16 protein-coding genes are annotated in these 20,942 nt (G+C 69.0%); 13 read left to right on the plus strand and 3 right to left on the minus strand.

Going from position 1 to position 20,942, the window contains the following annotated elements:
* Positions 1-603: 603 nt before the first annotated feature.
* From guaB to AB0B82_RS18585, 4 genes are read left to right on the plus strand one after another with little or no spacing between them, the layout of a single operon-like run.
* Positions 604-2,118 (plus strand): IMP dehydrogenase, encoded by a 1,515-nt coding sequence (guaB, locus tag AB0B82_RS18570; RefSeq protein WP_360169412.1) that lies wholly within the window; start codon positions 604-606, stop codon positions 2,116-2,118.
* Between the two features lie 33 nt (positions 2,119-2,151).
* A complete protein-coding gene (locus AB0B82_RS18575) occupies positions 2,152-3,258 on the plus strand; it encodes a GuaB3 family IMP dehydrogenase-related protein (protein ID WP_360169415.1) in 1,107 nt (368 codons plus the stop codon).
* Positions 3,258-3,983, plus strand: a complete 726-nt coding sequence (locus tag AB0B82_RS18580) for an acyl-CoA thioester hydrolase/BAAT C-terminal domain-containing protein (protein ID WP_360169418.1) — start codon at positions 3,258-3,260, stop codon at positions 3,981-3,983. Before AB0B82_RS18575 ends, AB0B82_RS18580 begins: the two co-directional genes overlap by 1 nt.
* A 33-nt stretch (positions 3,984-4,016) precedes the next feature.
* Complete coding sequence (locus tag AB0B82_RS18585; RefSeq protein WP_360169421.1) at positions 4,017-4,433, plus strand: hypothetical protein; 417 nt, start codon at positions 4,017-4,019, stop codon at positions 4,431-4,433.
* 95 nt (positions 4,434-4,528) lie between these two features.
* Here AB0B82_RS18585 and AB0B82_RS18590 read toward each other — a convergent pair whose 3' ends face one another.
* Both AB0B82_RS18590 and AB0B82_RS18595 read right to left on the minus strand, forming a co-directional pair.
* Complete coding sequence (locus AB0B82_RS18590) at positions 4,529-5,428, minus strand: TIGR03086 family metal-binding protein (protein ID WP_360169424.1); 900 nt, start codon at positions 5,426-5,428, stop codon at positions 4,529-4,531.
* Positions 5,429-5,475: 47 nt separating this feature from the next.
* Positions 5,476-6,924, minus strand: a complete 1,449-nt coding sequence (locus AB0B82_RS18595) for a hypothetical protein (protein WP_360169427.1) — start codon at positions 6,922-6,924, stop codon at positions 5,476-5,478.
* A 90-nt stretch (positions 6,925-7,014) separates the two neighbouring features.
* Here AB0B82_RS18595 and AB0B82_RS18600 point away from each other — a divergent pair, with 90 nt between their 5' ends.
* The 7 genes from AB0B82_RS18600 (at position 7,015) to AB0B82_RS18630 (ending at position 16,546) form a co-directional block, all read left to right on the plus strand.
* Positions 7,015-8,607: a succinic semialdehyde dehydrogenase gene (locus AB0B82_RS18600; RefSeq protein WP_360169430.1), complete on the plus strand. Its 1,593-nt coding sequence runs from the start codon at positions 7,015-7,017 to the stop codon at positions 8,605-8,607.
* A 115-nt stretch (positions 8,608-8,722) separates the two neighbouring features.
* Positions 8,723-10,432, plus strand: coding sequence for a GMC family oxidoreductase (locus AB0B82_RS18605; RefSeq protein ID WP_360169433.1), 1,710 nt, complete (start codon positions 8,723-8,725; stop codon positions 10,430-10,432).
* Positions 10,433-10,994: 562 nt separating this feature from the next.
* Complete coding sequence (gene bioB / locus AB0B82_RS18610; RefSeq protein ID WP_360169436.1) at positions 10,995-12,011, plus strand: biotin synthase BioB; 1,017 nt, start codon at positions 10,995-10,997, stop codon at positions 12,009-12,011.
* Between the two features lie 244 nt (positions 12,012-12,255).
* Positions 12,256-12,567 (plus strand): hypothetical protein, encoded by a 312-nt coding sequence (locus tag AB0B82_RS18615; RefSeq protein WP_360169439.1) that lies wholly within the window; start codon positions 12,256-12,258, stop codon positions 12,565-12,567.
* Positions 12,560-13,528, plus strand: coding sequence for a zeta toxin family protein (locus AB0B82_RS18620; protein ID WP_360169442.1), 969 nt, complete (start codon positions 12,560-12,562; stop codon positions 13,526-13,528). The genes AB0B82_RS18615 and AB0B82_RS18620 overlap by 8 nt, the downstream gene beginning before the upstream one ends.
* 520 nt (positions 13,529-14,048) lie before the next feature.
* Entirely contained in the window at positions 14,049-15,371 is a 1,323-nt protein-coding gene (locus AB0B82_RS18625; RefSeq protein WP_360169445.1) for an adenosylmethionine--8-amino-7-oxononanoate transaminase, read from the plus strand.
* Positions 15,371-16,546, plus strand: coding sequence for an 8-amino-7-oxononanoate synthase (locus AB0B82_RS18630; protein ID WP_360169448.1), 1,176 nt, complete (start codon positions 15,371-15,373; stop codon positions 16,544-16,546). Before AB0B82_RS18625 ends, AB0B82_RS18630 begins: the two co-directional genes overlap by 1 nt.
* A 21-nt stretch (positions 16,547-16,567) precedes the next feature.
* On the opposite strand, the gene AB0B82_RS18635 is transcribed toward AB0B82_RS18630, so the two are convergent.
* Positions 16,568-18,553 carry a hypothetical protein gene (locus AB0B82_RS18635; RefSeq protein ID WP_360169451.1) on the minus strand — a complete coding sequence of 662 codons (1,986 nt, stop codon included), beginning with the start codon at positions 18,551-18,553 and terminating at the stop codon, positions 16,568-16,570.
* Between the two features lie 18 nt (positions 18,554-18,571).
* Here AB0B82_RS18635 and AB0B82_RS18640 point away from each other — a divergent pair, with 18 nt between their 5' ends.
* Both AB0B82_RS18640 and AB0B82_RS18645 read left to right on the plus strand, forming a co-directional pair.
* Positions 18,572-18,988 (plus strand): GPW/gp25 family protein, encoded by a 417-nt coding sequence (locus AB0B82_RS18640; protein ID WP_360169454.1) that lies wholly within the window; start codon positions 18,572-18,574, stop codon positions 18,986-18,988.
* A complete protein-coding gene (locus tag AB0B82_RS18645; RefSeq protein ID WP_360169457.1) occupies positions 18,988-20,931 on the plus strand; it encodes a putative baseplate assembly protein in 1,944 nt (647 codons plus the stop codon). The genes AB0B82_RS18640 and AB0B82_RS18645 overlap by 1 nt, the downstream gene beginning before the upstream one ends.
* Positions 20,932-20,942 lie beyond the last annotated feature (11 nt).

Raw genomic sequence — 20,942 nt, forward strand, 5'->3', positions numbered from 1 at the left:
TCTGGCCGATCCTGGGGTGAAATCCTCCCCGGATCGGGCCCGGATCGTGGCCTGACGCCGCCGCAGATCACGATCTCCGGCTGTAGTACTAGGAGAGTTTTCCGCACGACATTGGAGGATTTCTGCCCGCAGTACGGAGAAAACCCTCCATAGACGCGACTCCAACAACCCCACGCCCCCCTCGCCCCATACGCCCCTCGCCCCGTACGCCCCTCGCCCCGTACGCCCCTCGCTCCGTACGCCCCTCGCTCCGTACGCCCCCTCGCCCCACACGCCCACGCCTTCACCGCCCCCGGCCATCCCGCACGCCGACGGTCAGCGACCACCCCTCCTCCAGCAACAACCCGACCCACACATCGGTCAGAAGACCCGGTTATCCGTTCGTGCGAGGTTGGCTGCGTCGGTGGTCGTGCGGGCTGAAGACGGGGGATTGGACAGGTTGTGGTGGGTGTCGACTGGTTATTGCTTGTGCACGGTCCCTGGTGGGGGTGCGAGGTCCCGGCCGGGTGTGCGGTGGCCTGTGGACGGCGGATTCGGGGCCCTGCGGCCGCGCGGATAGGATGGTGTCCCGTTGTCGCCGCACAAAAGGTGCTCGTTTTCCCCATGGACATCACCCCCGCTGGAGTTCCCGACAAGTTCGCCGTCCTCGGTCTCACCTTCGACGACGTTCTGCTGCAGCCGAACGAGTCCGACGTCATCCCCTCCGAGGTCGTCACCCGGTCGCGCCTGAGCCGGAACGTCGAGGTCAACATTCCCCTGGTGTCCAGTGCGATGGACACCGTCACCGAAGCCCGGATGGCGATCGCGATGGCGCGCCAAGGCGGGCTCGGCGTCCTGCACCGCAACCTCTCGATCGAGGATCAGGCCCAGCAGGTCGACCTGGTGAAGCGGTCGGAGTCCGGCATGATCGCCCAGCCGATCACGATCGGCCCGGACGCCAGCATCGGTGAGGCCGACGCAGTCTGCGGGCAGTACCGGATCTCCGGCGTTCCGGTGGTGGACGACGCGGGTGTCCTGGTAGGCATCGTCACCAACCGTGACATGCGCTTCGAGACCGACCTGTCCCGGCCGGTCCGCGAGGTGATGACCAAGCAGCCGCTGATCACCGGCCGGCAGGGGATCGCGGCCGACGACGCGATGGCGCTGCTCAGCAAGCACAAGGTGGAGAAGCTGCCGCTGGTCGACGAGGCCGGCAAGCTCACCGGTCTGATCACGCTGAAGGACTTCGTCAAGCGCGACAAGTTCCCGCTGTCCACCAAGGACGGCTCCGGCCGGCTGATGGTCGGCGCCGCGATCGGCTTCTTCGGCGAGGCGTACAAGCGCGCCATGACGCTGGTCGAGGCCGGTGTCGACGTGCTGGTGGTGGATACCGCGCACGGCCACTCACAGGCCCAGATCGAGATCATCCGCAAGCTCAAGGCCGACCCGGCGACCCGCGGCGTGGACATCGTCGGCGGCAACGTCGGCACCCGCGCGGGCGCGCAGGCGCTGGTCGACGCGGGAGCGGACGGCGTCAAGGTCGGCGTCGGCCCGGGTTCGATCTGTACGACGCGAGTCGTGTCCGGCGTCGGCGTACCGCAGGTGACCGCAATCTACGAGGCGTCGCTGGCCTGCAAGCCGGCCGGTGTCCCGGTGATCGGCGACGGCGGCCTGCAGTACTCGGGCGACATCGCGAAGGCGCTGGTCGCGGGGGCGGACACGGTCATGCTGGGATCGCTGCTGGCTGGGTGTGAGGAGTCCCCGGGCGACCTGGTGTTCATCAACGGCAAGCAGTTCAAGGCGTACCGCGGGATGGGGTCGCTGGGTGCGATGTCGTCGGCCGGCGGGCTGCGCAAGTCGTACTCGAAGGACCGCTACTTCCAGCACGACGGCGGTGCGGACGAGAAACTGATCGCCGAGGGCGTCGAGGGCCAGGTGCCGTACCGTGGCCCGCTGTCGGCCGTCGCGCACCAGTTGGTCGGTGGCCTGCGCCAGTCGATGTGGTACACGGGCGCCCGGACCGTGCCCGAACTGCAGGAGAAGGGCCGCTTCGTCCGGATCACCTCGGCCGGCCTGCAGGAGTCCCACCCGCACGACATCCAGATGACGGTCGAGGCGCCGAACTACTCCGGCCGCTGACCCCGCCTGCACACACCCGTTAGGACACACCAGATGACCGAGATCGAGATCGGCCGGGCCAAGCGCGGCCGGCAGGCGTACGCGTTCGACGACATCGCGATCGTGCCGTCGCGGCGGACGCGGGACCCTGAGGAGGTCTCGGTCGCCTGGCAGATCGACGCGTACCGGTTCGAGCTGCCGATCCTGGCCGCGCCGATGGACTCGGTGATGTCGCCGGCCACCGCGATCGCGATCGGCAAGGCCGGCGGTCTCGGCGTACTGAACCTCGAAGGTCTCTGGACCAGGTACGAGGACCCGACCAACCTGCTCGAGGAGATCACCAGCCTCGACGCGCAGCAGGCGACGCACCGGCTGCAGGAGATCTACTCGGCGCCGATCAAGCCCGAGCTGATCTCGCAGCGGGTGCAGGAGATCCGCGACTCCGGCGTGACGGTGGCCGGTGCGCTGTCGCCGCAGCGCACCAAGCAGTTCGCCAAGCACGTCGTGGACGCGGGCGTCGACCTGTTTGTCATCCGCGGTACGACGGTGTCCGCCGAGCACGTGTCCGGCCAGGCGGAGCCGCTGAACCTGAAGCAGTTCATCTACGACCTCGACGTCCCGGTGATCGTCGGCGGCTGCGCCACGCACCAGGCGGCGCTGCACCTGATGCGGACCGGCGCGGCCGGGGTCCTGGTCGGTTTCGGCGGCGGCGCAGCGCACACCACCCGCAAGGTGCTCGGGGTCGCGGTGCCGATGGCGTCGGCAGTGGCCGACGTGGCGGCGGCGCGGCGCGACTACATGGACGAGTCCGGCGGGCGGTACGTACACGTCATCGCCGATGGCTCGGTCGGCCGCTCGGGTGACGTGGCGAAGGCGATCGCCTGCGGCGCGGACGCGGTGATGGTCGGTTCGCCGCTGGCCCGCGCCAGCGACGCGCCGGGTGGCGGCTTCCACTGGGGCGCCGAGGCCTGGCACCAGGATCTGCCGCGCGGCGAGCGGGTCGAGGTCGGCGTCACCGGCACGATGGAGCAGATCCTGTTCGGTCCGTCCTGGGTCCCGGACGGCACGATGAACCTGGTCGGCGCCCTCAAGCGCGCGATGGCCACCACGGGCTACACGGAGCTCAAGGAGTTCCAGCGCGTCGAGGTCGTCGTCGGCTAGTGAGTGTCGGCGTACTGCTGCTGCACGGCTCCAGTGGTACGCCGGATCTCGACCGTGCCCGTTTGCTCGCGGGCGAGGGGTACGACGTTCGCGCGCCGCGGTGGACGGTGACGCACGAGGTGCCGCTGGAATCGCTCGGACTGGACGAGCTCGCGCATCATGATCGGCTGGTCGTGATGGGCAGTTCGTGGGGAGCCGAGGCGGCGCTGTTGCTGGGTGCGTTGGACGAGCGTGTCGACGCGGTGGTCGCGTTCGCGCCGACGGCGTACGTCTGGGGTCGTGTCCTGGAGAACGGCGACCAGAGGCCGGCCTGGACCTGGCAGGGTGCGCCGCTGCCGTTCGTGCCCTACGACGCGGACTGGCAGCCGGACGACGATCCGCCCAGCTACGTCGGCCTCTACCGGCAGAGCATCGAGCGGTACGCCGACGCCGAGCGCGCGCGGATCCCGGTGGAGCGCATCCGCGACCTCCTGCTGATCTCGGGCGGTGACGACCGGGTCTGGCCGGCGGTCGAGTTCGCCGACGAGATCGTCCGGTGCCGTCGCGACCGCGGCGCTCGCCCGACACGGACTGTCAGCAGCGCGGAAGCCGGGCATCGTGCGGTGCTGCCGGGTGAGGAGCCGAAAGCCGCCGGGCAGCGGATGGCCCGCGGTGGCACCGACGCCGCCGACCGTGAACTCGGCGCCCGCGCCTGGCCCGAGATCTTGCGTGTCCTCGCCGAGTGAGCGCGGAACGATCTGGTCTGGAAGGATTGCGCCATGGGATTGTTCAGCCGACGAAGCAGCAAGGACACCGACAATGTTGCCCTCGCCGCGGCGCGAGGCCGACTGTCCTCGGACGACGTCGATCAGGTGCGTTTCCTGATCACGACGAAGAAGACGGTGCATGCCGTCAAACTGATCCGGGACCGAACCGGTCTGGATCTGAAGCATGCCAAGGAGTTGGTCGACGACATCCGCCTCGGGCGCTACGTGCCGCCGACCACCGCGACACCGCCGGTGGTCCGCAAGCCGGGCGCCAACCTGGCCGAGCGGACCCGCGCGTTGAAGGCCGCGGGTGAGCTCCACCAGGCGACCGCGCTGGTGGTCTCCGAGACCGGCATGACCGAGCTGGAAGCTGGCCTGTTCGTCGGCGCGCTGAAGACCGACGTCCAGGACCAACCCGCCGCGGACTGACCCCTGCAGACTGACCCCTGCAGACTGACCCCCGCGGCCTCACCCTTGAGGACTGGCCTCTGAGGACTGGCCCCTGAGGACTGGCCCGGCGCGGATCAGCCCTTCACGTACGACAGCTTCTCCGCGATCAGGCCGTCGCGCAGGCGCAGTACGTCGACTCCCCGGACGTGGCCGGCGCCACCGTCCCACGAGTACTGCCAGCGGACCACCGCGCGGTCGTCGAGGACGACGAGCTCCTCGGTGTCGAACCGCGGATCGGTCGTGTCCGCGAACAGCTTCGCCCACTGCGCGCGGACCGCCTCGGCGCCCTCGAACCGCTCGCCGTCCGGCGCCGGTGACGTGGACTCGAACACGACGTCCTCGGTGACCAACGACATCACGGTGTCCAGGTCACCACGCCCGAAGGCCTCGCCGAACAGCTCGATCAGGTGCCGCGCCGGACTCCACCGCGGATCCCGCCCGAACGCCGCGAGCAGCGCCTCGGCCGGATCGGTGAAACCCTCCAGATGCGCCCCGATCATCCCCGCGGACCGATAGATGTCCTCCCGCTGGGCGAACCACTTCGCGACCTCGTCGACGATCTCGGCGTCCATCCGCGGCAGCGCACCGGTCGCCACGGCCAGGTCCCAGCCGTGGACCAGGTGGTCCGCGGCGAGTTGCCGCAGGTACTCGTACGGATCCTCGTCGCCGTACGACAGATGTACCTTGTCGATCGTCCGGGTCGCCGCGAGCTGCGCCTCCGCGGCCGCGGCCACCGCCGCGCCGGCCGGGTCGTTGTCGAGCAGGTCGCCGTCGAGGGCGTCCCCGACCTCGGCGATCGTCCGGCCGTCCATCAGCGGTACGGTCCAGCGCTCCTCGCCGACGACATGATTCACCAGCGTGCGGACATCCCAGTCCGCGCACGGCGTCGGTGCCGACCACTGGTCGGCGGTCACCCCCGCGACCAGCTCGGCGAAGTCGGCGACAGTCCGGTTGTGCAGCTCCACGACGTCCATGACGTTCCCCTCCCCAAGCGTCAGCGTCCGCCTGGCGAGCCAGTACGTCAACGGCCGAGCTGCAGTTGCTCCGCGGCCTCGTGGGCGTGGTACGACGCAGTCAGGTCGCCGGTCGCGGCGAGCAGGTTGCCGTGGTGCCGGTAGCAGGCCCCGGCCAGCTCCTTCATCGGCTCGCTCTCGTCGGTGAACGGGATCAGCGCGGTGGCGACCTCCGCGCACCAGCCGCCGAGGTCGAGCGCGATCTCGGTCCGGCCGGCCTGGAAGTACGCCTGCGAGATGTCCATCAGCAGCTGCGCCCAGATCGGGACGTACGTCGCGGTCTGGAACCGCATCCGGTGCGACTCGCGCTCCGACGAGATCGCGAACAGATAGTGCGCCTCGAGCCCCAGTGTGAGCGCGGTGTCGGCGTCCTGCGACAGTAACGGTTGCACCAGCTCGGCGAGTTCGGACGCGCGCTGCGCCGCGGACTCCGGGTCGGTCCGTCCGGACACGGTCGCCAGCGTCATCCCGGGCGCGGGTTCGCTGAGTGCCACGAGCCGGTGGTGCTGCTCGAACGGCCCGAGCTTGATCTCGGCGTTCTCCAGTGCGGCGACCAGCGTCAACGGCAGACCCCGGTCCAGCTCCTCGATGACGCGGCCCGCCGTCTCGGGATCCGTGTCGTACGCCGTGCGCAGGCAGGCCTCGCCCTCCAGGCGGCCGATGCTGCCCAGGTGCTTGCCCTTCCGCACCAGCGCGGCGACCAGCGTGCGCATGTCGGTCGCCGATTCGGAGTCGGCCAGCGTGTCGGCGGTCGTCAGGCCGATCTCGTCGGCTTCGAGCGCGAGGTCCAGCCGGCCCTCGGCGGCGTGTACGTCAGCCGACACGGCGGTCGCCGTACACAGGTAGCGGGCGTACGAGAGCGACTGCGGGCTCTCGTTGATCTGGTCCGCCAGTTGCAGGAACAGCTGCGTCGCCGCGTCCGCGGACGCCACTGCTAGGGCCGGGTCGCCGTACCGGCGCAGGATCAGTGCATTCATCGCGAGGACGCGCGCGAAGTCGGGCTGGTGCTTGAGGCCGTCCGCACCGCCGACGAGCTGGCCGTACGCGATCACCGCGCCGTCCATCTCCAGGACGGCGGTGGCGCCGTACCCGCGATGTGCCTGCGTCATCGCGCGCCGGGCGCGGACGTCGGCGAGGAAGCAGGTGGCGTCCAGGACACCCGCGTCCTGCAGCTCGGTGTAGCCGAGCTGCGCCTCGTGCAGCGCGGCCAGCGCCTCGTCGTGCCGGCCGGAGGCGTTCAGGGAGCCGGCCAGCTCGTACTGCGTCGCGGCCATCAGGTGCTTGGCCTCGTAGTGGTTCGGGTGCTCCTCGGCCCGCTCCCGGGCCAGCTCGATGACCCGCTGCTGGTAAGGCCCCGCCTCGTCGGCACGGCCTTCCTCGATCAGGACCTGGGCCGTCTGCAGCGCCTCACCGAGCTCGTCCTCAGGAGGCGTCCAGAGCCCCCCGCTATCCACCATCGTGACCTTCCACCCCTTCGCGTCTCAGCGGGTCAGCTTAACGCTCCTCTGATACTGACAGGGCCGATTACCGGCAGGTAGCCTTCGGGTATGAGCGACCAGACGTCGATTCCCGCGGATCCGGAGCTCGACCCCACCGCGTCGTACGCGACCGATCAGTCGGTGATCCGGCGATTGTCGGGGCTGTTGCGCGCCACCGCCGGCACCCGGACGTCGTACGCGCCGGCCACCGGTCAGCCGATCGCGGACCTCCCGGTGTCGAGTGCGGACGACGTCGCCGCCGCGGTCCGGACCGCCCGGAAGACTCAGCAGACCTGGCGCCGGGTTCCGCTCGCCGAGCGCGCCGCGATCCTGCTGCGCTACCACGACCTGGTGCTCGACCACCGGCACGAGCTGGTCGACCTGATCATCCGCGAGTCCGGCAAGGCGCGCAAGCAGGCGTTCGAGGAGCTCGCGCACGTCGCGCTGACTGCGCGGTACTACGGCCGCAAGGCGTTCGAGCTGCTCGAGCCGGAGCGCAAGCTCGGCATCTTCCCGCTGCTCACCCGCGCCGAGACGCGGTACGTCCCGAAGGGCGTCGTCGGCATCATCTCGCCGTGGAACTATCCGCTGACCATGGCGATCTCCGACGGACTGCCGGCGATCCTGGCCGGCAACACCGTCGTCCACAAACCCGACAGCCAGACGCCGCTGACCGCGCTGCGCGGCATCGAGTTGCTGTACGAGGCCGGTCTGCCGCGGGAGGCCTGGCTGGCGGTCAACGGCGACGGCCCGACCGTCGGCGGCGCGCTGATCCAGAACGCCGACTACATCTGCTTCACCGGCTCTACCAAAACCGGCCGCTTGGTCGCGAAGCAGGCCGGTGAGCGGCTGATCGGCTGCAGCCTCGAGCTCGGCGGCAAGAACCCGATGCTGGTACTGCGGGACGCCGACATCAACCGCGCCGCGGAAGGTGCCGTCCGGGCCTGTTTCGCGAACGCAGGCCAACTGTGCGTCTCGATGGAGCGGCTGTACGTCGCCGACCAGGTGTACGACGCCTTCGTCACGGCGTTCGTGGATCGGGTGCAGAACCTGCGCCTCTCGGCCGGTACCGGCTGGGACGTCGACATGGGCTCGCTGATCTCCAAGGAGCAACTGGAGACCGTCACGCGGCACGTCGAGGACGCCCGGGCGAAGGGCGCGACGGTGCTGGCCGGCGGGAAGCCGCGGCCGGACATCGGTCCGCTGTTCTACGAGCCGACCGTGCTGTCCGGGGTGACGCCCGCGATGGAGTGCTTCGACAACGAGACCTTCGGTCCGGTGGTGTCGATCTACCGGTTCTCCGACGAGTCCGAGGCGATCCAGCGCGCGAACGAGGGCGAGTACGGCTTGAACGCGAGCGTCTGGACGCGCGACGGCCGCCGCGGACGCGCGGTCGCGGCGCAGCTGATGGCCGGAACCGTGAACGTCAACGAGGGGTACGGCGCGACGTTCGGATCGATCGACACACCGATGGGCGGCATGCGCTCGTCCGGCCTCGGGCGGCGGCAAGGCGTCGAGGGCATCCGCCGGTACGTCGAACCCCAGGCGATCGCCACTCAGCGCGTCCTCCCCCTCGCCGCCTCCCACGGCCTGTCGGACGAAAAGTTCGCCGACCTGATGACCGGTGCCCTGCGCATCCTCAAGAAAATCGGCCGCCCATGACTGTGCCAACGCAGCGACTCCGTCGCGGGAGGTCATGGGGCTGTGGCTCCCGGTCTTCCTTCGTCGCTCTGGTCGCTTCGCTCCCTCCGCTCCTCAGTCCAGACCGGGAGGCCCCATGACCTGGGACTACGACGTCGTCGTCATCGGGTCGGGGTTCGGTGGCTCGGTGTCGGCGTTGCGGCTGACCGAGAAGGGGTATCGGGTCGCGGTTCTGGAGGCCGGTGCGCGGTTCGACGACGCCGGGTTCGCGAAGAACTCGTGGGACACCAAGCGGTTTCTGTTCGCGCCCAAGCTCGGCATGTACGGCATCCAGCGGATCAGCGCGCTGCGCGACGTGATCATCCTGTCCGGCGCCGGGGTCGGCGGCGGCAGCCTCGTCTACGCGAACACGCTGTACGAACCGCTGCCCGCGTTCTACGCCGATCGCCAGTGGGCGCACATCACCGACTGGCGGTCCGAGCTCGCGCCGTACTACGACCAGGCGAAGCGGATGCTCGGCGTCACGACGTACCCGGGATTCACGCCGGCTGACAAAGTGATGAAACAGGTCGCCGACGAGATGGGGGTGGGCGACACGTTCCGCCCGACACCGGTCGGTGTCTTCTTCGGCGAGCCTGGTGTCGAGGTCGACGACCCGTATTTCGGTGGTGTAGGCCCGCGCCGGAGCGGGTGCCTCAACTGCGGCGAGTGCATGACCGGCTGCCGGCACAACGCGAAGAACACCCTGACCAAGAACTACCTGTACCTGGCCGAGAAGGCCGGCGCCGAGGTCTACTCGCTCACCACGGTCACGTCGGTCGAGCCGCTGCCGGAAGCGGCAGGCGGCGGGTACGCGATCGACACCCGCCGGACGTCGAACCGCAAGGTCACGCACCGCTTCACCGCCAAGCAGGTCGTGTTCGCGGCCTCCGCGCTCGGTACGGCGAAGCTCCTGCACCGGCTGAAGGACGAGGGGAAGCTGCCGCGGCTGTCGGACCGCCTCGGCGTCCTCACCCGGACGAACTCGGAGTCGCTGCTCGGGGTGATCGCCCGCGACCGCGACGTCGACTACAGCCAAGGCGTGGCGATCACGTCGTCGTTCCATCCCGACGACATCACGCACATCGAGCCGGTGCGCTACGGCAAAGGCAGCAACGTGATGTCACTGCTGCAGACGGTGCTGACCGACGGCGACGGGGACCAGCCGCGCTGGCGGACCTGGCTGCGCGAGCTGCGCGTCCAGCGGAAGAACGTCCGTCGGCTGTACGACCTCAAGCACTGGTCCGAGCGGACCGTGATCGCGCTGGTGATGCAGACCGAGGACAACTCGATCACGACGTTCGGCAAGCGCGACCGGCTCGGTCGCTGGCGGCTGACTTCGAAGCAGGGCCACGGCGCCCCGAACCCGTCCTGGATCCCGGTCGCGAACCAGGTGGTCCGGCGGATGGCCAAGCTGATGAACGGTACGCCGGGCGGCACGATCGGGGAGCCGTTCAACGTCCCGATGACCGCGCACTTCATCGGCGGCTGCGCGATCGGCGACTCGCCGTCGACCGGTGTGGTCGATCCGTACCACCGGGTCTACGGGTACGACGGCCTGCACATCGTGGACGGCTCGACGATCTCCGCCAACCTCGGCGTCAACCCGTCGCTGACGATCACCGCACAGGCCGAGCGCGCGCTGTCGTTCTGGCCGAACAAGGGCGAGGAGGACCTCCGCCCGCCCCTCGGGTCGCCGTACGAGCGGGTGCGGCCGGTGCCGCCGGCGCACCCCGTCGTACCGGCCGAGGCGCCGGCGGCGCTGCGGCTGCCGATCGTGCCGAAACAGGCTGTGACGGATTCGTAACGGAACAGCGTGAATTCCAGGGAAATGAAAAAGCCTCAGCAGTAAGTTGCTGAGGCTTTGTCCTGGGATTTTGGCGAAAGGTCCGGAAAAGGGAGCAGGTCCCTCGGGAACGTTTCCGCCCAAATCGTTTCCCGAGGGACCCACTCAAGCCGGGGTGAGGCGCCCGGCGCTTTGGGATCGGGTCACCAACCATGGCTGGCGACCCGAGCTCTTGGTCACTACTTTACCTCCGATTTTCAAGAACTTCGGCCTTGTGACCACTCTGCGTGCTGATCGTAATGATCTGCTCTGGGGGCCGGCTTTATCGCTCTTGGTAACCGGGTGGCGGTCTTCCTTGCGGTAACCGCCTCTGCACACTTCAACGAGCCCGTCTACGGGGGGTTACGAAGTTCCGCAGAAAATTCCGGAATCTTTTTCCGGGTGGGTTCCGGGGGTGTGCGGAGAGTGGCGATCGGCGGTTGAGTCACCGGGCGGTCATCTGTTCCACGTGACGCCCGCCGCAGCCCCGCCGTACCCGCCTGTCTTACTGTGAGCCGACAGTTGAGCTGAGGCAGGAGAACCCGTGAGCGAGCGAACAACCGGCAGAGGCGACATCCTGGACGTGGCACGTGTTCAGGTCCTGGAGCAGGGCACCGGGCTGAGCCAGGAGCAACTGGTCGAGGTTCTCCACACCCCCGACGAGCGGTTGCCGGAGTTGCTCGCGCTCGCCCACGAGGTCCGGGTGAAGTGGTGCGGCGAGGAGGTCGAGGTCGAGGGCATCATCTCGCTGAAGACCGGCGGCTGCCCCGAGGACTGCCACTTCTGCTCCCAGTCCGGTCAGTTCACCTCGCCGGTGCGCGCGGTCTGGCTGAACATCCCCGAGCTGGTCGAGGCCGCGAAGGAGACCGCGAAGACCGGCGCCACCGAGTTCTGCATCGTGGCCGCGGTCCGCGGGCCGGACGACAAGCTGATGGCCCAGGTGAAGGCCGGGATCGACGCGATCAACGCCGAGGTCGACATCAACATCGCCTGCTCGCTCGGGATGCTCACCCAGGAGCAGGTCGACCAGCTCAAGTCGTGGGGTGTGCACCGCTACAACCACAACCTCGAGTCGGCCCGCTCGTACTTCGGCGACGTCGTCACCACGCACTCGTTCGAGGAGCGCTGGGAGACCTGCCTGATGGTGCGCGAGTCCGGCATGGAGCTGTGCTGCGGCGGTCTGGTCGGGATGGGGGAGTCGCTGGAGCAGCGCGCCGAGCTGGCCGCGCAGCTGGCCGAACTCGACCCGCACGAGGTGCCGCTGAACTTCCTCAACCCACGCCCCGGGACGCCGTTCGGCGGCCTGGAGGTGATGGACGGCAAGGACGCGTTGCGCACCATCGCCGCGTTCCGGCTGGCGATGCCGCGGACGGTTCTGCGGTACGCCGGCGGTCGCGAACTGACCCTCGGCGACCTGGGCACCCGCGAGGGGCTGCTCGGCGGAATCAACGCGGTGATCGTCGGCAACTACCTGACCACCCTGGGGCGCCCGGCCACCGCCGACCTCGACCTGCTCGCCGAGCTGAAGATGCCGGTCAAGGAACTCCAGAAGACGCTGTGAACGCGACCTATTGCGGGCATTGCGGCCGCCGGTTCGATGATGGCGACCACGCGGTCTGTGGGCGAGCGCTGCACCTGGAGCCGCCGAGGTATTGCGGCGAATGCCGGCGCCGCATGATCGTCCAGGTCCACCCGACGGGCTGGTCAGCACGCTGCTCAGTTCACGGAGTGATCACTCCGGGCTGAGTGCTTGCTCTCTCGAGTGGTGCGGCGAGCTGACCCAGGCGGTCGGATATCGTTGAATCGTGGGTCAGCTCGCTGAGATCGCCGTGCTTCCGGCGCTGGGAAAGGCGAGCTGGAGCGGCGCGCAACTCCTGCAGTACGAGGTCGCGCTCGAGGCCGTTCGGCAGGCGATCGGCCACTATGCGCAGCGGATCGCCGAGGCCGAGGCTGCTGGAGAATCTGCTTGCGACGAGATCGCGATGCTGCGTGCCGAACAGGCTGCCTGGGCCGCCCGCGCGCAGGATCTGGACCCGCTCGACACCGGTGCCGTGAAGCAGCTCCGCACCGACGCTGACGACCTCCTCAGTGAGGACGAGGACGGCGCGGGTGAGTGACGAGCGCTTCGTGCCGAGCGGATTCCCGGCCGGTGACGGCTGGCCGGCTGCCCCAGAGCCGAGCGAGTACGTGCTGACCGACGCCGACAGCGAGCGGATCTTCCGCGAGCGGATCGTGCCGGACCGGGTCGTCGGCACCCCGCAGGACCGCCCGGTGGCCGTCTTCGTCGCCGGGCAGCCCGGTGACGGCAAGGCATCGATCACCGCGATGGTGCGCAACGTGCTGGCCCGCCGCGGTCGGCCGGTCGTCCTGAGCGCCCTCGCGTTCGAGGCGTACCACCCGCGGTTGGCGCAGCCGATCACTGAGGTGCCGCCGACCACCGACCGCTCGGTCGAGATCGACGGTCTGCGCTGGCTGGCGCGGGCCGAGGAGCTGGTCATTCAGCAGCGGTACGACGCAATCTGCGAAACCGAGCTGGTTGATCCTTCGGCGTTTGTTGCGTCGGCACGTGCGTTGAAGGCTGCGGGATACCAGGTCGAGGTCGCGCTCCTTGCTGTCCACGAGGCCGTCAGCCGCCTCGGCGTACTGCAACGGCACCTCCGCGCCCTGGAGGCCTTCGGGTACGGGCGGCTGGTCAGCCCGAGCCGGCACGACGCCGGGTATGACGGCGTACTGCAGGCGGCCGCGCTCATCGACGAAGGCACCTGGGCGGACCGCGTCGGCGTACTGCGTCCGGACGGGCAGCTGATCTACGGCAACCAGCGCGACACCGACTGGCAGCAGCCGCCTCGTACCCCGGAAGCGATCACCTGGGAACGCGAACGTGCCTGGACCGTCGCCGAGTCCCGCGACTTCCTCGACGCCGCCAGCACCATCGAACGCTTCGGCCTGACCGCGCCGTACCAGTGGATCCGCGACGAGTCCGTCGAAGGTGCCCACACCGCCACCACCCTCGCCAAACCCCGCCTCGACCCCCTGGCCGTAACCCTCCACATAGCCAAAGCCGGCACGGCGTTCTGACTCTCTTCGCGCCGCCGGTCCGGAGGGGGCCACCCGCCCCCACGCCCGGCCCGCGGCTCGGCCTGGTGCCCGTCGCGCGCCGTGCTTCGTGTGTCGCGCCCACCCCGGGCCGGGTCCGGCGCGGCCCGGGTCCGGCGCAGCCCGTGTCGGCGCGGCCCGTGTCGGCGCCGGGGATTCGAGGTCGCCGGGCTGTCGCCCGGCTGTCGCCGCTGGTGCGGAAGCCTGTGGGCTGATTGCGTGCGGTGGGTTTACCCACCGTGTTGTGGGTTCCTGCATCTTCACACGGGTTAGGAACCCACCACGCGGTGGGTGAACCCACCCCGTGCGCCCCGTCCGGCGCCGCACTTCGTGTGTCGCCCCCGGCGCACCCCGTCCCGCGCACCCCGTCCCGCGCTCCCGCGCACCCCGTCCCGCGCGGCCTGGTCGGCGAGGGGAGGTGATGATCACATCGTGGGGGCCAGTGAGGTGGAAGCCGGCGCGCAGCGATTACCGTGGTGAATCCTCAGGATGGAGGAGGACGGTGTCACAGTCGGTCATTGGGTGGCGACAGCGGGACGCGGAGGTGCTGTGGCATCCGTACTCTTCGCTGACCGAACCGTCGCCGGTGCGGATGGTCCGCGGTGCGTCGGGCGTTCGTTTGCAGCTGGACGACGGTACCGGCGGTACCGGCGGTACCGTCGAGGCGATCGACGCGATGGCGTCGTGGTGGTGCATGATCCACGGCTACCGGCACCCGGTCCTGGATGCCGCGCTGAAGCAACAAGTCGACGATTTCAGTCACGTAATGTTCGGTGGGCTGACCCACGAACCGGCGATCCGGCTGGCGGACCGCCTGGTCGAGATCACACCGGAGCCGTTGCAGCACGTCTTCTTCTGCGACTCGGGCTCAGTCTCCGTCGAGGTCGCGATCAAGCTCGCGTTGCAGTACCAAGTTGCGCGCGGCAACCACGGCCGCACCCGGATGCTCACGGTCCGTGGCGGATACCACGGTGACACGTTCGCGCCGATGAGCGTGTGCGATCCGGTGAACGGCATGCACTCGCTGTTCACCGGTGCCCTGAAGGAACAGGTTTTCGGCCCGCAACCACCGGCCGGCTTCAATCGCCCCGCCGACGACCCGGAGTTGCAGTCCTGGGCCGACACACTCGCAACTCTCGCCGCCGAGCACGCGGACGAAATCGCCGGAATCATCGTCGAGCCGATCCTGCAAGGGGCCGGCGGCATGTACCCGTACAGCCCCGCCTGCCTGCGCGTGTTGCGCGAACTCGCCGACCGGCACGGCTTCCTGCTGATCTTCGACGAGATCGCGACCGGCTTCGGCCGTACCGGCACGCTCTTCGCCTCCGAACACGCAGGCGTCGACCCCGACATTCTCTGCGTCGGCAAGGCGCTGACCGGCGGGTACCTCACCTTGGCCGCGATGCTGTGTACGACGGACGTCGCGCACACCGTCTCGAACGGACCCGGCGGCGCGCTGATGCACGGTCCGACGTTCATGGCCAACCCGCTCGCTTGCGCGGTCGCGCTCGCGTCGATCGACCTGCTGCTGTCGCAGGACTGGCAGAGCCGGATCGAGGCGATCTCAAGCGGTCTCGAGGCCGGGCTGGCACCCGCTCGTGAGCTGCCTGCAGTGAAGGACGTACGGGTGGTCGGTGCGGTCGGCGTCGTCCAGCTGGGCGGGCCGGTGGATCTGCCGCGAATGACCGAAGCGGCGTTGCGACGCGGCGTGTGGGTACGCCCGTTCCGCGACCTGGTCTACACGATGCCGCCGTACGTCTGCACCGACGACGACATCGTGACCATCGCCGCCGCGATCACCGGCGCGGTGGAGGAGGCCGGCTGATGCTGGAGGAGTGGCTCGCCCCGAAAGCCGCGGCACTCGAGGCTCGCGGCCTCACCCGCCGGCTTCGTCCGCGCGCTGCCGATGAGCACCTGATCGACCTGGCCGGCAACGACTATCTCGGCCTGGCACGGGATCCGCGGGTGGTACAGGCCGCCGCGGACGCCGTACGGACTTGGGGCACCGGCGCGACCGCATCCCGTCTCGTCACCGGTACGACGACCCTCCACGAGGAACTGGAGCGCGCGCTGGCGTCGTACACCGGCCAGGAGTCCGCCCTCGCCTTCTCCTCCGGCTACCTGGCCAACCTCGGCGTCGTGACCGCTCTGGGCGGCCCCGGCACCCTGCTGGTCTCCGACGAACACGTCCACGCCTCCCTCGTCGACGCCTGCCGCCTGTCCCGCTCCCGCGTCGAGGTCGTCCCACACAACGACGTCGACGCGGTCGCGAAGGTACTTGCCGAGCGCAACGAACCGCGCGCGCTGGTGCTGACCGAGTCGGTGTTCAGCGTTCTCAGTGACGAGGCCCCACTGACCGAACTCGCCGCGGTCGCCCGCACGCACAACGCCGTCCTCCTCGTCGACGAGGCCCACGGGTTAGGGGTCACCGGCAACGGCCACGGTTCGGTCCACGCCTACGGCCTGGCCGGCCTCGACCACGTCGTCGTCACCATGACTCTCTCCAAATCCCTGGCCTCCCAAGGCGGCGTGGTCCTCGGCCCGGCCGTCCTCCGCGACCACCTGATCAACCGCTCCCGCCCCTTCATCTACGACACCGGCCTCAACCCCGCCGCCTGCGCCGCCGCGCTGGCTGCCCTCGATATCCTCCAATCCGAACCCCACCGGCCCGCCGCGATTCACCAGGCCACTGCTCACCTGGCCGGCGCCTTCAACCTGCCCGCGCCTTCCGGACCTGTCGTCTCGATCCCGATGCCAGGTCCTCAGGAGACCGTCGACGCAGCGGCCATCTGCCTCGCCAAAGGGGTGAGGGTGGGCAGTTTCCGCCCACCCTCGGTCCCGGACGGCATCAGCCGGCTGCGCCTCACCGCCAACGCCGCACTGACCCCAGAGCAACTTGACCGCGCGTGTGACGTCGTGCAGCGGGCTGTGCGGGAAGCACCCGAGGCTAAGGTTGGAGCGGCGTCGAATCAGGTCGAGCCAGTTCGACGCCATTCCTGACGACGAGTTGCGGGAGCCGACTCAGAGTGCGTCGGGGGTTGCGGCCTGGACGACGCCCTCAACCGCAGCGCCAACAAGGACCGTGGGATCTCCTGTCTTCCAGTGACTCAGGACGAACTGACGACTGCCTGACTGCGGTCGAAACTCGAGGATTTCGTGTCGAGCGGCCCACGGCCGATGCCAGGTGCCCTGGACGAAGTCCGCACGCTTGCCGTCGACGAGATTCCAATAGCCCCCACGCGTCTTGTCTATGGACCGCGTGCGCCAGACGGCCGGATCCAGGCGCTCCGGATCGGGGCCTGTCGGCCGGAACTGCAAGAACTGCTCGTCGATCTCGCCGATCAGATCAAGGCTCCGCGCGCGATGGCCGGTGCGTCCGGGCACCGTCTCCATCGGAAGCGTCCAGGCAAGGTTGACCTCGCTGAGCGGGCGACCCCGGCCGTCCGTCTCCGGCACCGTCCGATAGCGGGCAGCCTCTTGGTCATCTGCATCGGCCGGCACGAACCGCAGGTCGGCGAGGTACAGCCGGCCGATGGTCTTGTCCGCACGCCGTGCGTAGCGGTAGCCACCCGCAGTCTGCTCGTCGATCGGACCGGACAGAAGAGTAACCGCTTGGCCAGCGTTGTCCACCTTCGGCCGCGGCTGGATGGCTGTGCTCGGGTCCTCGATACGGACTCCGATCCGGGCCTGGGACGATGCGATGATGAGGTTCATCTTCGATCGCAGCGCGGCGCCGTCGATGGCCTGGGCCGGGTCGACCGGTAGTACCCCCATGAGCATCGCCATGAGGTCGTCGATCAGCGTTGCGAAGAGGGCGTCGGCCAAGAGATTGGCGAGGTCGGTGACTGCGAGAATGTCACGCTCCAGCGTCTGCTTCAGCTTGTCGAGCATCTGCCTGTGGAAGTTCTCGAACTTGCTGACGTCCTTCATCGTCAGGTCGCCGGCTCTCCTGAGCCGTTCTTTCTGATATTGATCCACGGCCGTTGAGATGATCGCAACGACGCCGTCGATGGCTTTGGACACGATTTGGCTGTACGGGACCCACTCGAGTGCCACCGCGACGATGGGCCGCGCCAATTCGAGGATCAAGTCGAGCTCGCGTTTGGTTTTGTCCGCGAGCAGGCGGGCGATCAGCAGGTTGTCGGTGTCGTGTTTGGCCAGCATGTTCCCGAGGCCCTCGTCCTTCAGAACCTCGTCGATCTGCCGGTTCACGTCGGCCGAAATGGCCAGCTTGTCGACCACAGCCTTGCCGGCTCGGGCGGCGACCATGCTCCACTTGACGCCCGCGGACGCGGCCTGTGTGTGAGGGTCCGGCACGGATCCGATGGCGTCGCCTGCCCGTGCGGTCGCATTGATTCCCTGGTCGAAGACCTTGAGTGCGGCCTTCAGGAACTGGTGTCGTTCGTCGGGATGCTCGACGACCCAAGCCTTGACGGTCAGATGGCTGACGAAGTCCAGTGCGGACTGCATGAGGGCGTCCGCACGCTGACCGAACCTGCTTGCGTAGTTGAGCGTCAGGACGAACAGCCTGGCCAAGCGCAGGTTGAGGTCTTCGATCCTGACGATGACATCCTTGCCTCCGGGGACATTCTCGTAGGCGACGATCAGGGACTGGACCTCGTTGATACGGCGACCGGCCTCGTCCCGGTGCAGGGCGGCCATCTCAATGGCCGTGAGCAGATCGCCGCCGGTCCCCGTCTTGATGGTTGCTTCCCATTCATTCAGAGTGCGGACTCCCTGCTCCACCTCGTCGTAGAGCTTCTGTTGATCCTTGAGCAGCTGAACGATTTTCGCCAGTGCGACCCGTCCAGGTGCGAAGGGCCGGATCGCGGTCGAGTGCGGTCCGGGCGGTGCGATCGACATCGTCGCCGGCGCCGGCGGCGCGATCACCATCGACGGCGGTGCCGAGCTGACCTTGAAGGCGCAGCAGCTCAACCTGCAGGGCACCAGGATCAGCGTGAACGGCACCGGACCGGTCGAGGTCAAGGGCAAGCCGATCAAACTCAACTGACGGGGGAGGTGACCATGCCGACGACGGCAACGGATACGCCGACAGGGCTCGGGTTCCCGCTCGACTGCGGACTGGGCAGGTTCGCGGTCGCGCGCGGGACCGACAAGCTCGAGCAGAACATGACTCAGATCCTGCTCACCTATCCGGGGGAGCGGGTGATGCGTCCGGACTTCGGCTGCCGGCTGCGCGACTTCGTGTTCGACAGCATCACGCCGGCCTCCGGAGTCTGGCTGGCCGATGAGGTGCGGCGTGCCCTGACCGCCTGTGAACCGCGGGTCGCGGTCGAGCACGTGGACGTCGTACCCGACGAAGCCGTCGACGGGCTGGTCCACCTGGTGATCGGCTACCGGAATCTGGCGGACGGGGACGATCGTGAGTTCGTGGTCGACTTCCGGACCGATCGAGCACTGAACCCGGAAGGCGGCGACTGATGGGACTGCCGGCTCCGGACCTCGACGATCGGCGGTACGACGACCTGCTGGCGGACGCGGTCCGTCTGGTCCGCCGATCCTGCCCGGGCTGGACGGACGAGAACCCGTCCGATGTCGGCATCGCGCTCCTGGAGGCGTACGCGTTCCTGACCGACGGACTGTTCCAGCGACTGAACCAGGTGCCGGACCGGCTCCGGCTGAAGTTCTTCGAGCTGATCGGATTGCGCCTGGTGCCGCCGACGCCGGCGACCGTTCCGGTCACCTTCTGGCTCACGGCACCGGCCCGCGCACCGCTGACAGTTGCTCAGGGCACCGAGATCGGCACGGTCCGGACCGAGGCCGAGCCGTCGGTGATGTTCACGACGAGGGCCGAGCTCACCATCGGCCCGTGCACGGTGGATGCCGTCCTGACCCGCACCGTCGCGGACCCCGAGCCGCTCGACCGTGAGCTGAACGGCGATGTCTTCGCTGCCTTCAGCGACCCGCCGGTGGCCGGGGACGAGTTGCTGATCGGTCTCGACGTGGCTGCGCCGACGGCCGCCGTCCAGCTCGACTACGCCGGTCAGACCGAAGGGCTCGGCATTGATCCGAACCATCCGCCGCTGGTGTGGGAGGCCTGGACCGGTGCGGGCTGGACCTCGTGTGACGTCGAGCGCGACGACACCGGTGGGCTGAACCGCTCCGGTTCGCTGGTGCTGCATGTGCCGGCGGAGCATCAGGTCACCACGATCGCGGGACGCCCCGCCGGATGGGTCCGCGCGCGGGTCGTCGACGCGGAGGACGATCAGCCGCCGTACTCCGCATCACCTCAGGTACGTCGGCTCGCGGCGGACTGCATCGGCGGTACGGCGGACGCGGTCCAGGCGGAGTTGGTGTCCGACGAGGTACTCGGCACGTCGGAAGGCGTCCCCGGCCAGATCTTCGCGGTCCGGTCGGTGCCGGTGCTCGCCGGGCTCGGCGAACCGGTTGTCGAGATCAGTTCGGACGACGGGTGGCAGGAGTGGACCGCGGTCGACTCCTTCGCGAACAGCGGACCGGACGACCGGCATTTCCGGCTGGACGCCGTACCGGGCGAGGTCTCGTTCGGGCCGGTGGTGCGGCTGGCGGACGGCGGATTGCGCCGGTACGGCGCCGTTCCGGCGAAAGGCGAGACGATCCGGATCCGCGAGTACGCGACCGGTGGTGGCGTGCGCGGCAACGTGCCGGCCGCGGCGATCGCCACCCCGAAGTCGTCGATCCCGTTCGTCGCCGCGGTAGAGAACCGGGTCGCGGCGCGCGGCGGTACCGACGGCGAGTCGGTCGCCGAAGCGGTCGACCGGGCGCCGATCCTGCTCCGGACCAGAGGACGGGCGGTGACGGCGGAGGACTACGAGGCGTTGTCGCGGGAGGCGGTTCCGGACGCGGCGCGGATCCGCTGCATCACCGCCGGTGAGGGTACCGCGGCCGGAACCGTCCGGGTCCTCGTCGTACCGGCAGCGGCGCAGCAGGACGGCGTCATCAGCTTCGCCGATCTCGTCCCGCCGGTACCGCTGCTCGAACGGCTCGCGGAGCGGCTCGAGCAGGTCCGCCTGATCGGGACCCGGGTCTCGGTCGAGCCGCCGCGCTACCGCGGGATCACGGTCGTCGCGCGACTGGTGGCCCGGTCGCGAGTGGACAAGGAGCGGGTCCGTCGGGATGCGCTGGCCGCGCTGTACACGTTCCTGAATCCCTTGCCCGGCGGCGGTTTCGACGGAGCTGGGTGGGAGTTCGGGCGTCCGGTGCGGTCCGGGGACATCTATGCCGTACTGCAGGCGGTGCGGGGGGTCCAGGCCGTCGAGGACATCCGGTTGTTCACCGCGAACCCGGTCACGCGCGAACGCGGTACGGAGCAGACCCGGGTGGAACTCGAGCGCAACAGCTTGGTGTTCTCGTTCGAGCATCTGGTGAAGGTGGAGGACCACTGATGCTGATCTGT

Origin of the sequence: Kribbella sp. NPDC048915, assembly GCF_040649595.1 — a bacterium.
GTDB lineage: Bacteria > Actinomycetota > Actinomycetes > Propionibacteriales > Kribbellaceae > Kribbella.